Here is a 14,592-nt window from a genome sequence, read left to right as displayed (position 1 = left end):
GCCCCGCTCAGTGCGAGCGCCGCAGGGCGCGCGTGAGCACCCACGCGCCCAGCAGGCCACCCGCGCCCACCAGCGCCACCAGCAGCACCAGCCAGAGGAAGACCCGGTCCACCAGGGGCCCCAGCCGGTCGAACGCGTGGTCCACCCAGCCACGCGCCAGCCCGTCCATCTGCTGGAGCGTGGCCACGCGTTCAGCATGCAGCGCGTCCACCACCGCCTTGCGTTCGCGGTCCACTTCCGCGAGCACCGCCTGTCGCTCTTCGGTGACGAAGCCCTGGAGGCCCAGTCGTTCGGCGTGCAGCGAGTCCAGGACAGCCTTGCGTTCGTGGGCGATGAGCGCGGGCGTGTTCGCGGCCACCGAGCCCACGCGCTCCAGCAGGTCCACGGTGCGGCCCATTTCCGACAGCGTGGACTGGAGCAGGGGCGAGCGCATCGCGTCGTCCACGACCAGCTCCGCCTGCCAGCGTGCCTGTCGGGGCAGGCTGGTCGCGTAGAGGTCCACGCGCGAGGTGAGGTCCCGGGTGTCCTCGATGAGTCCCGCCGCCGTGGAGCGCAGTCCGCCGCCGGAGGCTTCGGTGACGGAGGCCAGGAGCGGCGCGGTGGACTGGCGCGTGACGAGCGGTCCCGTCAGCGGATGCTCCGCGGCCCACCCATGCACGATGTCCCGCGCTCGGGTCACGTCCTCGCTTCCGGTGATCTCACGCCACTCGTCCTCGAGCTGGGCCTCCATGTCCTCCAGCGATTCGCGGGCGGCGGACAGCAGCTCCGGGGGTGTGTCCTCGGCGTATTGAGGCAGCGCGTCCTGGATCTGGACCAGCAGCGCCCAGGCGTCGATGAGCGCGGCCACGGGGTCCGGCTGGAAGAGCGCGCTCTGCATGGCGGGCACGGAGTTGGCCTTGAAGCGCAGCATGGCCCCGGCCACCTTGGGCGAACGGGAGCGCACGGCGAGGTCGTCCGCCAGGGCCTCCAGCAGTCCGGAGAAGCGCCGGGCCAGGTCGCGCACGCGGGCACGCAACACCGCCACGGGCAGGTCCGAACGGCCCACGCGCGTGGTCAGCTGCGAACGCTGGGGCTCCACCGACGCACACCCGCCGACGAGCGCGACGAGCAGCACCCCGGTCACGAAGCGGAAGTAGCAGGAGCGAGGGAACATGGGCCGGGACCCAAGCTGCGCACGTCCGCGCGCCAAGCCGAGCAGCCCCCGGGAAGGAAGGCCGCGTCGGAAGTCGGACGGCCTCGCATCCCACCCCGGCGCGGCCCCGGAAGCACCGGGCCCGGCACCGGGAAACGAACGTCACTTCTCCGCGAGCGCCTTGTCGAGCGCGGCCTTCAGCTCCGGGCTGTCGGGCGTGACGCTGCTGGGGAAGGCGGCCTTCACCTGGCCATCCTTGCCCACCACGTACTTGTGGAAGTTCCACTTGGGCTCGCCGTGCTCCTTGGCGAGGAACGCGTAGACGGGGGACTGGCCCTCGCCCTTCGTCTTCACCTTCTCGAACATGGGGAAGGTGACCTTGAAGCGCAGCTCGCAGAACTTCGCGATCTCCTGCGACGTGCCCGGCTCCTGACCTCCGAAGTCGTTGGACGGGAAGCCCAGGACGACGACGCCCTTGTCCTTGTAGCCCGCGTACAGCGCCTCCAGGCCCTTGTACTGCGGCGTGTAGCCGCACTCGGACGCGGTGTTCACGACGAGGGCGACCTTGCCCTGGAAGTCCGACAGCTTCTCGGGCTTGCCGTCCAGCCGGTTGGCGGAGAGCTGATGGAAGGACATGGGCTTCTTCTCGGTCTTGGGTTCCGCGGCGGAAGCCGCCGTGGAGAGGCAGAGCACCGTCGCGACGGTGAACAGCAGTGGGGTTCGCATGCGACGCGCAGGATGCCGGAAGAGGTTCAAGGTTTCACCGTCCCCGCGAAGCCACGCGGGCCTTGGGTTCTTCAGTGGAAAAAACCGTCTTCAACACCCGGCCCGTGGGCGTCTTGAGCTTCGCCACCTCGCGGGGGGTGCCTTCGCCCACGATGCGGCCACCGCCCTCGCCGCCCTCCGGCCCCAGCTCCACGACGTGGTCGCCCGCGGCGATGACCGACGGGTGGTGCTCGATGACCACCAGCGTGTCACCCCGGTCCACCAACCGGCCCAGGAACGTAATCAGCTTCTCCACGTCGCCCAGGTGCAGGCCCGTGGTGGGCTCATCCAGCACGTACAGCGTGGGCTCGTGGCGGGAGGTGGCCGTCAGCTCCGCGGCCAGCTTCAGCCGCTGCGCCTCGCCACCGGACAGCGTGTTGGAGCCCTGGCCCAGTTGCAGATAGCCCACGCCCAGGTCCGCCAGACACACCAGCGGCGCGGCCACCTTGGGCAGCGAACGGAACACGTCCTTGGCTTCGTCCGCGGACAGTCGGAGCACATCGCCCACGGTGAGGCCGTGGTAGCGCACCTCCAGCGTGGCGGCGTCGAAGCGCGCCCCGTTGCAGGCCTCGCACGGCGTGACGACGTCCGGCAGGAAGGACATCTCGTGGGAGATGGCACCCTGCCCTTCGCACACCTTGCAGCGGCCGCCGCTCGCGGTGTTGAAGGAGAAGCGCGCGGGCCCGAAGCCGCGAATCTTCGCCTCGGGCGTGGCCGCGAACACGCGGCGCAATTCGTCCCAGATGCCCAGGAACGTGGCCGGCACCGAGCGCGGCGTGCGGCCGATGGGCGACTGATCCACCGACAACACCCGCTTGATGGAGTCCACGCCCTTGAGCGAATCGAACGCGCCGGGCTTCGACGTGACGAGTCCCAACCTGTCCCTCAGCGCCGGGAACAGCACCTGACGAATGAGCGTGCTCTTGCCGGAGCCCGACACGCCGGACACGACGTTGAGCCGACCCACCGGCAGCCGCAGGTCCACGCGCTGGAGGTTGTTCGCGCGAGCGCCCTTCAGCTCCACCCACGCCTGGGGCTCGCCCCGCCCTGACGGAGGCCGGACCTGAGCGGCCCGGAGCGCGAGCGCGGTGGGAGAGTCCGACTCCAGCACGACGTCCGGAGGGCCCTCGGCCAGGATGTGGCCGCCGCCCCGTCCACCGGTGGGCCCCAGGTCGAGCAGGTGATCCGCCGCGCGGATGGTGTCCGAGTCATGCTCCACCACCAGCACCGTGGAGCCCGTGTCCACCAGCGCGCGCAGGTTGTCGAGCAACCGGTGCGTGTCCCGCGGATGCAGGCCGATGGTGGGCTCATCCAGCACGTACAGCGCGCCGGTGAGGCCCGCGCCCAACTGCGCGGACAGCCGCAGCCGCTGCATCTCGCCACCAGACAGCGTGGCCGCGTTGCGGTCCAGGGACAGGTAGCCCAGGCCCACGCGCTCCAGGAACTCCAACCGCCGCAGCATCTCCTGCCGCGCCGTCTCACCCAGCAGCGCCCGGTCGCCCTTGAGCTTCCAGGTGCGCACGCGCGCGAGCGTGGACGTCACCGACGCCTGCACCACCTCGTGGTAGCGAGCGCCCTCCAACCGCACCGCGCGAGGCATGGGCGCCAACCGGCTGCCACCGCACGTCCTGCACGGGGCCGTCTCGCCCTCCGCCATCGCCGTCGCGCCGCCCTGCACGCCGGTGCCTTCGCACGACTCGCAGCGGCCCTGCTTCGTGTTGAAGGAGAACCAGCGCGGATCCAGCTCCGGCACGGCGGTGCCGCACTTCGGACAGGTGCGCTCGCTGGACAGGAGCGTCTCCGCCTTGCCCGTGCGGACCTTCAACGCGCCCTTGCCCCAGTTGAGCGAGGACTCGAACAGCTCACGCGGCAGCTTCGCGAGCTTGCCCTCGTACATCACGAGGTCGATGTCGTGCTCCTTCGTCTTCGCCAGCCGGGGCGGGTCGTCCGTGGACGCCAGCTCCCCGTCCACGATGGCCTGCGTGATGCCCGCGCGGGCCGCCGCCGTGAAGACATCCAGGTACGTGCCCTTGCGAGCACGCACCGCGGGCGCCAGCACCTGCCCGTCCCCCTTCGTCGAGGTGATTTGCGCGAAGAGCGCCGCCGGCGTGGTGGCGCCGATGGGCGTGTCGTCGTTCGGGCAGTGCGGCTCGCCAATCTTCGCGTACATCAGGCGCAGGTAGTGGGCCACCTCGGTGACGGTGGCCACGGTGCTGGTGGCGCCCGCGCGCGACGTGCGCTGCTCCAGCGCCACGGTGGGCGGGATGCTGCTGATCCGCTCCACGTCCGGACGCGGCAGCGTCGGGAGGAACTGCCGCGCGTAGGGCGTCAGCGTCTCCAGGAAGCGGCGCTGCCCTTCGGCGAACACCACGTCGAACACCAGCGAGCTCTTGCCGGAGCCGCTGGGCCCCGTCACCACGGTCATCTTCCCTAGCGGGATGCGGCACGACACGTCCTGGAGGTTGTGCTCGCGCGCGTGCTCCACCTCGATGGCGGGCGGAGCCTCCTTGCCCGGCTTGCGCAGCTTCACCGCGCGGGCCAGCGGCTTGCCCTCGCCCCGGAGCGCGGCGGCGGTGGCGCTGCCCTTCACCTTCGCGACGTCCTCGGGCGTGCCCTCCGCCACCAGCCGGCCGCCGTCGCGACCGCCCTTGGGCCCCAGGTCGATGATCCAATCCGAGCCCTTCATCACCGACACGTCGTGGTCCACCACCAGCACGCTCGCGCCCCGGTCCACCAGCGCGTGCAGCGACGCCATCACGTGGCTCACATCCTCCGCGTGGAGGCCGGCGCTCGGCTCGTCGATGAGGAACAGCGTGCCCTTCGCGTCGCTGGCCAGCGCGCGCGCCAGCTTCAGCCGCTGCGCTTCGCCACCGGACAGCGTGGACAGGGGCTGGCCCAGGGGCAGGTAGCCCAGGCCCAGGCGCTGCGCCGGGCCCAGGGTGCGCTTGAGCGCCGCGTCGTCGCCGAAGTGCTGGAGCACTTCATCCAGCGTCATCTCCAGCACCTGCGCCACGCTGAAGCCGTGGTGCCGGACCGCGAGCACCTCCTCCTTGAAACGCCGGCCCCGGCACACCGCGCACAGCAGGGCCACGTCCGCGAGGAACTGCATCTCCACCGTCTCGTAGCCTTCGCCCGCGCAGGCCTCGCAGCGGCCCTTGTCCACGTTGAAGGAGAAGTGCGCGGACGTCAGGCCCCGCACCTCCGCCTCGGGCTCAGACGCGAAGCGCTCGCGCAGCCGGTCCCACGCCTTGGTGTACGTGGCCGCGTTGCCGCGCGACGTGCGCCCCAGCGGAGACTGATCCACGAAGGTGATGGCCTCCACCTGCGCGCCGCCCTCCACCGCCGCCACGTCGCCGGGGGTCTCCACGTCCTTGACGCCCAGGCCGCGCGCCAGGTGCCGGTAGAGCACCTCGTCCATCAGCGTGCTCTTGCCGGAGCCGCTGGGGCCGGTGATGGCGCACAGCACGCCCAGCGGCACGCGGACGGACACGTCCTTCAGGTTGTGCTCGCGCGCCTCGCGGATGACCAGCGCTCCCGTGCGGGTGCGCGGCGTGCGCGGCGCCTCCGTGCCACCGGACAGCATCCGGCCAGTGGGCAGGTCCTGACGCTTCGCCAGCGCCTCCGGGGTGCCGTCGAAGCACAGCGTTCCACCCTGGCGTCCCGCGCCCGGGCCCAACTCCAGCACGCGGTGCGCGGAGCGGATGACCAGCGGATCATGCTCGATGACCAGCGCGATGTTGCCCCGGTCCGCCAGCTCCGCGATGGCCTCCGTGAGCGGCGGCACGTCCCCCGGGTGCAGGCCCACGGTGGGCTCGTCCAGCACGAAGAGCGCGCCCGTGAGCGACGTGCCCAGCGCCGCGGTGAGCGACACGCGCTGCGCTTCTCCCCCCGACAGCGTGCGCGCGGGGCGGTCCAGCGTGAGGTAGCCCAGGCCCACGCGCTGGAGGTAGCGCAGGCGGCCGGACAGCTCGCGCCGCGCCAGGTCCCCCTGCCCCGTGAGCGTCTTCAGCGCCTCCAGGCGCGCCAGGCCTTCCGTCAGCTCCAGCCCGTGCCAGCCCGGCAGGTCCAACCCACCCACGCGCCACGCGCGGGCCTGCTCGTTGAGCCGCGCGCCCTGACAGCTCTCGCAGAGCGTGTACGCGCGATAGCGGGCCAGGAGCACGCGCACGTGCATCTTGTACGTGCGGCCCTCCATCCACTTGAACCACGCGCGCACGCCCGGGTAGGCGCGGCCCTCGTCGTAGCCCCCCGACCCTTCGAGCACCGACTCCCGCTGCGCGGCGGTCAGCTTCTCCCACGGCTTGTCGAGCGGGATGTTCTTCTGCCGGCACCAGCGCTGGAGCATGTCCCGCTCCCAGCTCGTGGACTGGCCGGACCACGGCCGGATGGCGCCCTCCGACAGGCTCAGCGACGGGTTGGGGATCACCTTCCCCCAGTCGATGCCGATGGTGCGTCCGAACCCGCGACACGGCGCGCACGCGCCCACCGGGCTCTGGTAGCTGAAGAGGCCCGGCCTCGCGGGCTCGAACTCGCGCGCGCACTTGGGGCACACGAGCCCCCGGCGCAGGCGCTTCGGCGGGGACTCCGGCAGGTGCAGGAGCGCTTCGCCGTCCGCGCGCGCCCACGCGTCCTCCAGCGCCTGGGTGACGCGCGACAGGTTCGCGTCCGACAACTTCACCCGGTCCACCACCACCTGCGCCACGCCCGCGGGGTCGGTGGACTCGCCCGGCTTGAGCGTCTCCAACTCCTTCACCTCGCCCTGCACCATCAGGCGGTGGTAGCCGTCCTTGAGCAGGCGGGCCCTCGCGTCCAGGAACGCGGACGTGTCCGGGATGCGCACCGGGAAGGTGAAGACGCCGGTCGCGTCCGGATGTTCGCGCAGGGCGCCCTTGGCGGCCACGCGCGCGTCGGTGCGGACCGCCTCCAGGCCGCAGTCCGGGCACACCGGCATCGCTTCGCGGGTGAAGAGCGCGGACAGGTACGGCTCCACGTCCGCCAGCGTCGCCACCGTGGAGCGCGAGCTCTTCACCGGCGCGCGCCGGTCCACCGCCACGCCCGCGGCCACCGGCTCCAGCGCTTCCATGGGCGGCCGCTCCAGCCGCTCGAGGAACTGCCGGGCATACGGGCTGAAGCTCTCCACGAAGCGGCGCTGGCCTTCCGCGTAGAGGGTGTCCAGCGCGAGGCTCGACTTGCCGCCTCCGGACACGCCGGTGATGCAGACGAATTCCCCCTCCGCCAGGTCAACGGAGAGATCCTTCAGGTTGTGGGTGCGAGCGCCAACGAGGTGGGTCTTGTGCATGCCGGGCGGAGGTTTAACGAGCCGACACTCCCGCGCCAATCACAACGTCGAGGAGAACACCGTCGGATGCCCGGGTGGGTTGGGCGGGGGGCAGGCGGGCTGCTACAAGGATGACCGGGCCACCTCCCCAGGCTTCACCCGCTGGGAATGCCGGCCCGGGCTTCACAAGCGGGGGTTGCGATGTCCGACGATGATCAGGCCCGCCACGCGCGGACCGACGAGGCCGTGCGCCGCGCGGGGGCATCCCTGGTGCTGCTGGAGCTGGGCGGACACACCGCCACGGGGTTCGTCCTCACCTGCGAAGGCCACGTCGTGACCAGCCTCCACGCGGTGGCGAGCGCGCGCTCCATCACCGCCGTGCTGCCCGACGGCCTGCGCACCCCCGTGGTGCAGGTGGCCGCCGTGGACGAGCGGCGCGACCTGGCCCTCCTGCGGCTGTCCGTGCCGAACCTCGCCCCCGCGCTCGCGCTGGGCCCCGCCACGCTGCCGACCGAAGGCGAGGGGCTCCACGTGCTGCATGCCCGCCCCGGCCGTCCTTCCGAGGCCCGAGCCCTGGAGGTCCGCGCGGTGCAGGTGCTGGGGGACTGGCTCACCCTGCTGGAGCTGTCGCGCACCCTCCCCGAGGACGCGTCGGGGGCCCCGGTCCTGGACGCCCGGGGACAGGTGGTGGGACTCGCCACCGCCGCGCTCGCCAACGGCCGCGCGCTGGGGCTCGTCATCCCGGCGCGCTACATCTCGCCCCTGCTTGAAAACCCGGGCCCCACCCGTCCCCTGTCCGCGCTGGATGCACCCCGGCAACGCGCCACCCGCGTGCGCCACGTGCCCCAGCATGCCGTGAACCTCCTGGAGGGCTGCGCTACGCCCGCGGTGGAGTCCGTGGCCGCCCTCCTGGGCCACGCCATCAACGTGGGCGCCCCCGCATACAACCGGGGCGACGTGGAGGGCTGCTACCGGCTCTACGCCCACACCGCCGAACAGCTCATCGACGAGCGCGACGACTGCCCCGGCGTCCAGCGCGCGCTGCGCGACGGACTGCTGCGGTGCGAGAGCCTCCCGGACGCGGAGGACCGCGCCTGGGCCCTGCGCGACACCTTCGACGGGTTGATGGACGTCATCGGCCGCTGGCGTCAGGCCCGCCCCGCCTACCCGCCCTCGCTGGCCCGGCGCACCCCGCCCAAGACGTACCTCAATTAGAGGGGGCGGGGCGCACGGACGGCCTCAGGGGTCGTCCCAGCGGATCCGCAGCGAGTAGCCGTGGGACGCGCGCTCCATCACGTCCACGCGCGACAACACCCGCGTGCGGCGCAGCACCTGCTCCACCACGCCCGCCACGAAGTCCGGCAGCGGAGCCGTGTCCATCACCGTGGCCCGCCATTCGCGCGCGCGCCGGGCCTCCAGCATCAGCTTCAGGTCCTCGCGGCCCGCGCGCAGGTACGTGGGCAGCCGCGCCAGGACCCGCTCCGCGCCCAACAGCGGCGCCGCCGTGGCGAAGATGCGCCCCACCAGCGTCTGCCCGAAGCCCTCCACGTAGTGGTGGCCCAGCACCCGGTTGGCCTCCTCGCTCCCCAGCCCCGGGCACGCGTGCCGCCGCGCCACCGCCAGCGACGCGCGCCACACCTCCAGGGGGAAGTACTCCTCCGCCTCCTCCGCCTCCGGGTCGTACCCCACGTCCCGCAGCGCCTGGGCGAACGAACCCGACGGCCGCAGCGCGTATTGAAACAATCCCTCGAAGTTGCGACGCGGCACCTGCACCGCCATCAGCGGGAGCCGTGGCTCCCGCGTCGTTTCCTGAATCCAAGGCTCCATGCGCCAACCCCCCCAGGGTCCAGCCCCCGCCCATCCCGGCCGGGAAACCATGCATCAGTGTATCAGTCCTCACATCCCCGCCCGCCAGGGCCCCTTTCCGCCCCAACGGATTTTTCCAAGAATTTCCGGCCTTTTTTCACGCCATTAAACACTCGATTTGTGACGACCTGCGTCGGGGATTCCGGGAGTTCGGGTCGAGCAGGACCCCAACTGCAAGTAAAATCTGCGTGCCAACCGACGCAATCACCGGAACTCAACCATCGGTATTCATTGTTTTCTGGGAAGGCGCTTTAACTTTCGCAACCCATCGGAAACTCTGAAGTTGGCTCATGCGAGAATCCTTCATCCCCCTTGCAGTGTGAGTGACCCATGAGCATTCGCCGCACCGACGGTCAGACTCCCGTAACGCTCCGTCCCACCACTGAGACCGCGAAGGCCCCCGCGAAGGCGCAGAACGTCCTGCGCGTGAAGGACGGCTTCGAGTCCGTCAAGGGCGTGGCCGGCACCACCACGGCCGCGGCCATCGTGCCCCCCACGACGACGTCGACGCAGGGCGCGGCCCAGGGCCGCCTCGCGCTGGACAGCAAGGAGGCCCAGGCGGCCATCCAGACGTCGCTGAAGCACCTCACCCCGCCCATGACGGCGTCGTCGCTGCTGGCGGCCAACAAGTCCGGCCCCACGCTGGCGCCCAAGAGCGTCGAGCGCGACGAGCTGGGGATGACGCACGTGCGCCTGGATCGCGTGCACGAGGGCGTGAAGGTGTTCGGTGAGCAGGTCATCAGCCACCTGGGCACGGACGGCAAGGTGTCCAGCGTCACGGGCGAGCAGAACCCCATCCCCGCGGGCCTGGGTTCGCAGAAGCCGAAGCTGGCGCCGCAGGCGGCCATCGACATCGCGAAGAAGGAGCTGGGCGGCAAGGCCGACAAGCAGCCCTCTTCCGAGCGCGTCATCTACCAGGACGTGGAAGGCAAGTACCACTCCGCCTACCAGGTGGAAGTGACGCAGATCGCCGGCCAGGAGAAGCCGAAGAAGCAGAACTACATCATCGACGCCAACACGGGGAAGGTGCTGGAGAGCTTCAACAAGATTGGCGGCTGGAGCAAGACGAGCGCGGCGCAGCTGCAGGTCAACGGCACGGCCAGCCCCAACGTCGCCATCCCGGACAAGGGCCAGGTCCAGTCGAAGATCAACATCCCGGACGGCGTCACGGTCGACAAGCTGTCCGTGGACCTGAACATCAAGCACACCTGGAGCGGCGACCTGAAGGTCACCGTCACCAGCCCCTCCGGCAAGTCCGCCGTGATCCAGGACCGCAAGGGCGGCTCCAAGGACGACATCGCCGGCTCCTTCGACCTGTCCAGCACCTTCGCGGGCGAGAGCACCAAGGGCGAGTGGACCATCACGGTCGAGGACAAGGCCGCGCGTGACACGGGCACCCTGAACAACTGGAGCCTGAACATCACCGCGAAGGAGACCACGCCTCCTCCGACGGATCCGCAGAACCCGCCCACGGGCACCGCGGACGACCTGTCCATGTACAGCGGCCACGTGGACCTGAAGACCACGAAGAACGCGGACGGCACGTATTCGCTGGAGGACTCGACGCGCGGCAAGGGCGTGGTGACCTACGACGCGAAGAACGCGTCCACCGCGTCGGGCCAGACGAAGATCACCGACGACAACGACAAGTGGGGCGAGGCCACCGACCCGGCGCGCGCCAAGGCCGGCATCGACGCGCACTACGGCGCGGCCATGACCTACGACTTCCTCAAGAACGTCCTGGGCCGTGACTCCATCGACGGCGCGGGCGAGAAGCTCGTCAACTACGTGCACGTGAAGAACAACTACGTGAACGCGTACTGGGACGGCGACAAGATGAGCTACGGCGACGGCGACGGGAAGCAGTCCGGCCCGCTCACCACGCTGGACATCGCGGGTCACGAAATCGCGCACGGCCTCACCGAGCGCACCGCGGGCCTCATCTACAGCGGCGAGTCCGGCGGTCTGAACGAGTCCTTCTCCGACATCATCGGCACGGGCGTGGAGTGGTACGCGGCGAAGAACAACCCGGAGGCCAAGTGGAACTGGACCGTCGGTGAGGCGGCCTGGACGCCCAACAACGGCGACTCCGAGGACGGCCTGCGCTACATGAACGACCCGACCAAGGACAACTACTCGGTCGACAACTACAAGAACTACCCGAAGCAGACGGAGGTGCACGGCTCCAGCGGCATCTCCAACAACGCCTTCTACCTCCTGGTGGAGGGCGGCAAGAACAAGACGTCCGGCCTGGAAGTGAAGGGCGGCGTCGGCATGGAGGACGGCCTGAAGATCTTCGGCCGCGCCCTCACCACGTACATGACCCCGAAGACGACGTTCGCCCAGGCCCGCGAGGCCACCATCAAGTCCGCCACGGACCTGTACGGCGCGACCTCCGACCAGGTCCAGAAGGTCAAGGACGCCTGGACCGCGGTCGGCGTGAACTAGTCTTCACCCCAGCTTCCTGAAGCACTCCGAGGCGGGTCCGGTGTCGAAACCGGGCCCGCCTCTTCCTTTGTTTCACGTCCGGTGTCTCACGACGGCTTCACGCCGGCCTTCACGCGAAGAAGCGCGTCAGCACCGCCACCATGCGGGCCACGTCGGACGCGGCGGCCATCTCCCGGATGGAGTGCATGGACAGCATGGGGTTGCCCACGTCCACGGTGCGGATGCCCAACTGCCCCGCGGTGATGGGGCCAATGGTGCTGCCGCAGCCCAGGTCCGTGCGGGTGACGAAGTGCTGGGGCGTGACACCCGCCTCCTTGCACAGCGCGGCGAAGTGCGCCCACGACTCGCCGTCCGTCGCGTAGGACTGGTTCACGTTGGTCTTGATGACCGGGCCACCGCCCAGTTGCGGCTGGTGCTTGGGCTCGTGCATGGACGGGTAGTTGGGGTGCACCGCGTGCGCCATGTCCGCGCTCACCATGAACGAGCGGCGGATGGCGCGGTGGAACGCATCCGCCTTCCCGTCCGCATGCCCCTGGACGATGCGCTCCAGGAGGTCCTTCAAGAACGGCGATGCGGCGCCCTGCGCGCTGCGGCTGCCGCACTCCTCATGGTCGTAGAGCACCACGCCGCACGTCGCCTCACGCGGGCCGCCCGGTGACAGGAGCGCGGTGAGCCCGGTGTGGCAGGACGCCAGGTTGTCCAGGCGGGGCGCGTGGAGGAACTCGCCATGCAGGCCCGAACGCGTGGACGGCTGCACGTCGTAGAGGCACAGGTCGTAGCCCAGGATGTCGTCCGCGGCCGCCGTCACGCCCTCCTTCGCCAGCTCCTCCACGAGCAGCGCGCGCAGCTCCGCGGGGCCCGCGCTCTCCAGGCCCAGCACCGGCACCATGTGCTCTTGCGCGTTGAGCTTCAGGCCCTCGCTGTTGACGGCGCGGTTCAGGTGGATGGCCAGGTTGGGCACGCGCAACAGCGGCCGGCGGAAGTCCACCAGGTGGTGTTCGGGGCGGCCGTTCTTCAGCACCACCACGCGGCCCGCGAGCGACAGGTCGCGATCCATCCACGTGTGCAGGAGCACCCCGCCATAGATTTCAACGCCGAGCTGCTGGTAGCCGTGGCGGTTGAGGGGCGCGTTCGGCTTGAGGCGCAGGTTGGGCGAGTCCGTGTGCGAGCCCACCAGCCGGAAGCCGGTGGCATCCACGGGCTTCGTGCCCAGTTGGAAGGCGGCGATGCTCGTGTCGCCGCGCACCACGAAGACCTTGTCCCCGGGCTTGAAGGACCAGGACTCACGTTCGTCGAGCGCGCGGTAGCCCGCGTCGGTGAGGCGGCGCGCCGTCTCCCGCACGGCGTGGTAGGGCGTGGGCGACGCGTCGATGTACTGGAGGAGGTCTCCGGCCTGCTTGTCGGTGTCGGTGGGGCTCATGGGCCCGGCACGCTAACGCCGTCCGGCCTCCGTGCCACGTTCCACTGTCGTTCCCTGGACAGGCAGGCGTGCGCCCGCCGGCAGGATGGTGGAGGAAGCGCGCGTCTTCGGCCCGGCGTCCAGGAAGGTCCCCAGGAGCACCCAGCGGCGGGCGGCCTCCTCGCGGGCCTTCTTCGCGACGAGCGGCGTCGTGTAGTGCCAGAAGGGCAGCCGGTACACGGTGATGCCGCCCACGGTGCTGACCTTCGTGAGCTCGGAGAAGTGCCCGTCCTTCGCGTACACGAGGTACTGGTGGTCCACGGCGGGCATCGTGAGGCTGACGTGCATGTCCACGTAGCCGTGGCGCGCGTCGTCCTCTTCCGGGTGGTGGTCCGTGTGGGGGCCCGTGTAGTCACCGGGGCTGTAGCAGAGCGTCTGGATGCCCCAGCCCCGCTTGAGTGCCCGACCGCTCACCGCCGCCGCGAAGCCCGCGAACGTGTCCGAGCGCAGGAGCGTCACCAGCCCCAATGCCTCCGCCGCGCGCCATGAGCGCGAGCGCCGGCTCTCCAGGAGCGCGGTGCGGACGCGCACCGTCTTGGGCAGCGCCTCCGTGTAGTTCTCCACCATGCCGGAGATGGAGTCCTCCGGGATGGGGTCCTCCATCGTCACCAGCGTGTCGCGCATCGCCGCATCCAGCGCATCGCGGACCTGCGACGCCTTCTTCACGTCGATGACGCCTTGCAGCGCGATGAAGGGACGCGTGGGGTCCAACAACGCGCCGCACGTCTCGGAGTCTCGACCTTCGAGAATGCGGCGACCCTTGGGGGTGAGCAGGTCGGCGAACTGGGTGGGAAAGCGCGGGGCCATGGCGCGCACCATAGCGGCCCGGGGACGGAACGCACGCGCCGGGGTGAGTCGAGGCAACTCCCCTGCTCGCCCGGGCGATAATCCGTTACTCCGAGTTCCAGGGTAGAAGGTGACCATGACGTCCGTCCGCCGCCCCCCCACCGCCGCATCCCCCGCAGCCACGACCCGCACGCAGGCCCCGGCCGCGCAGACGACCCGGTCCAATCAGGTGACGCAGGTGTCGCGCGCGGAGGTGCTCAACCGCGCGGAGCTGGCACGGGTGCGCTCGACGCAGCCGCCGGTGGCGCCGACGCCGGGCTCGTGGCGTGGCGGCGCGAACACCGAGGTGGGTCGCGCCATCCAGACGATGCGCTCGCGGCTGTCGGACGTGAACATCAGCATCAAGGGTGACACGCCGCAGAGCCTGTTCGACCGCGCCATCCTGGACAACAAGCACGTGACGAACGAGCAGATCCTGGAGATGTCCAAGGTGACGCTGGAGCAGCTCGCCACGGACCCCAAGGACCGTGCGAAGGTGCTGGAGAAGGTGCCCAACGCGCGCGAGCTGCCGGTGCACAAGTTCACCGTGGCGATGCTGTCCGCGGTGACGGGCATCGACCGCGCGAAGCTGTCGGAGGCCTGTCCGGACCTGGGCCTCACGGGCGCGCCGGGCACGCCGCTGCTCTACGCGGCCAAGACGGAGCGCATGCAGCGCTCCACCGCCCTGCACGACTTCACCGACTACATGCGCGGCGCGGGCGTGAAGGGCATGAACAAGGCCGTCTGGGGCGTGGAGAACCGCATCCTCTCCGCCATCGTCTCCGCGGCTGGCGGCGGTCGGTACTGAAGTCGTAGCGC

Annotated in this window: 9 protein-coding genes; 3 read left to right on the top strand and 6 right to left on the bottom strand. The window is 70.4% G+C overall.

Annotated features, from left to right (window positions below; translation table 11 throughout):
- Positions 1-7: 7 nt before the first annotated feature.
- The 3 genes from OV208_RS27630 to uvrA form a co-directional block, all read right to left on the bottom strand.
- The gene (locus OV208_RS27630) at positions 8-1,153 is read right to left on the bottom strand and encodes a chemotaxis protein (RefSeq protein WP_267576916.1); all 1,146 of its coding nucleotides are present in this window, start codon (positions 1,151-1,153) and stop codon (positions 8-10) included.
- A gap of 141 nt (positions 1,154-1,294) precedes the next feature.
- Positions 1,295-1,858: a glutathione peroxidase gene (locus OV208_RS27625; RefSeq protein WP_267576915.1), complete on the bottom strand. Its 564-nt coding sequence runs from the start codon at positions 1,856-1,858 to the stop codon at positions 1,295-1,297.
- Between the two features lie 34 nt (positions 1,859-1,892).
- Positions 1,893-7,196, bottom strand: coding sequence for an excinuclease ABC subunit UvrA (gene uvrA, locus OV208_RS27620; RefSeq protein WP_267576914.1), 5,304 nt, complete (start codon positions 7,194-7,196; stop codon positions 1,893-1,895).
- 180 nt (positions 7,197-7,376) lie between these two features.
- On the opposite strand from uvrA, the gene OV208_RS27615 reads away from it, so the two are divergent.
- Positions 7,377-8,390 carry a S1 family peptidase gene (locus OV208_RS27615; protein ID WP_267576913.1) on the top strand — a complete coding sequence of 338 codons (1,014 nt, stop codon included), beginning with the start codon at positions 7,377-7,379 and terminating at the stop codon, positions 8,388-8,390.
- A gap of 24 nt (positions 8,391-8,414) precedes the next feature.
- Here OV208_RS27615 and OV208_RS27610 read toward each other — a convergent pair whose 3' ends face one another.
- On the bottom strand, positions 8,415-9,002 hold the full coding sequence (locus OV208_RS27610; protein ID WP_267576912.1) for a DUF2378 family protein: 588 nt from the start codon (positions 9,000-9,002) through the stop codon (positions 8,415-8,417).
- Positions 9,003-9,371: 369 nt separating this feature from the next.
- Here OV208_RS27610 and OV208_RS27605 point away from each other — a divergent pair, with 369 nt between their 5' ends.
- Positions 9,372-11,489: a M4 family metallopeptidase gene (locus tag OV208_RS27605; protein WP_267576911.1), complete on the top strand. Its 2,118-nt coding sequence runs from the start codon at positions 9,372-9,374 to the stop codon at positions 11,487-11,489.
- A 109-nt stretch (positions 11,490-11,598) separates the two neighbouring features.
- Here the strand turns inward: OV208_RS27605 and OV208_RS27600 are convergent, their stop codons facing one another.
- A complete protein-coding gene (locus tag OV208_RS27600; protein ID WP_267576910.1) occupies positions 11,599-12,909 on the bottom strand; it encodes a M18 family aminopeptidase in 1,311 nt (436 codons plus the stop codon).
- Between the two features lie 12 nt (positions 12,910-12,921).
- Entirely contained in the window at positions 12,922-13,755 is an 834-nt protein-coding gene (locus OV208_RS27595; RefSeq protein WP_120543427.1) for a hypothetical protein, read from the bottom strand.
- Between the two features lie 115 nt (positions 13,756-13,870).
- On the opposite strand from OV208_RS27595, the gene OV208_RS27590 reads away from it, so the two are divergent.
- Positions 13,871-14,581 (top strand): hypothetical protein, encoded by a 711-nt coding sequence (locus tag OV208_RS27590; RefSeq protein ID WP_267576909.1) that lies wholly within the window; start codon positions 13,871-13,873, stop codon positions 14,579-14,581.
- Positions 14,582-14,592: the final 11 nt, after the last annotated feature.

The organism is Corallococcus sp. bb12-1 (assembly GCF_026626765.1).
Classification (GTDB): Bacteria; Myxococcota; Myxococcia; order Myxococcales; family Myxococcaceae; genus Corallococcus; species Corallococcus terminator.
The sequence above is the reverse complement of the archived record's forward strand: the minus strand, read 5'-3'. Positions and strand labels throughout refer to the sequence as shown.

Excerpts from the sequence above, each read along its gene's own strand:
- OV208_RS27630 (WP_267576916.1), bottom strand. The coding sequence starts at position 1,153 with ATGTTCCCTCGCTCCTGCTACTTCCGCTTCGTGACCGGGGTGCTGCTC.
- OV208_RS27625 (WP_267576915.1), bottom strand. The coding sequence starts at position 1,858 with ATGCGAACCCCACTGCTGTTCACCGTCGCGACGGTGCTCTGCCTCTCC.
- uvrA (WP_267576914.1), bottom strand. The coding sequence starts at position 7,196 with ATGCACAAGACCCACCTCGTTGGCGCTCGCACCCACAACCTGAAGGAT.
- OV208_RS27615 (WP_267576913.1), top strand. The coding sequence starts at position 7,377 with ATGTCCGACGATGATCAGGCCCGCCACGCGCGGACCGACGAGGCCGTG.
- OV208_RS27610 (WP_267576912.1), bottom strand. The coding sequence starts at position 9,002 with ATGGAGCCTTGGATTCAGGAAACGACGCGGGAGCCACGGCTCCCGCTG.
- OV208_RS27605 (WP_267576911.1), top strand. The coding sequence starts at position 9,372 with ATGAGCATTCGCCGCACCGACGGTCAGACTCCCGTAACGCTCCGTCCC.
- OV208_RS27600 (WP_267576910.1), bottom strand. The coding sequence starts at position 12,909 with ATGAGCCCCACCGACACCGACAAGCAGGCCGGAGACCTCCTCCAGTAC.
- OV208_RS27595 (WP_120543427.1), bottom strand. The coding sequence starts at position 13,755 with ATGGCCCCGCGCTTTCCCACCCAGTTCGCCGACCTGCTCACCCCCAAG.
- OV208_RS27590 (WP_267576909.1), top strand. The coding sequence starts at position 13,871 with ATGACGTCCGTCCGCCGCCCCCCCACCGCCGCATCCCCCGCAGCCACG.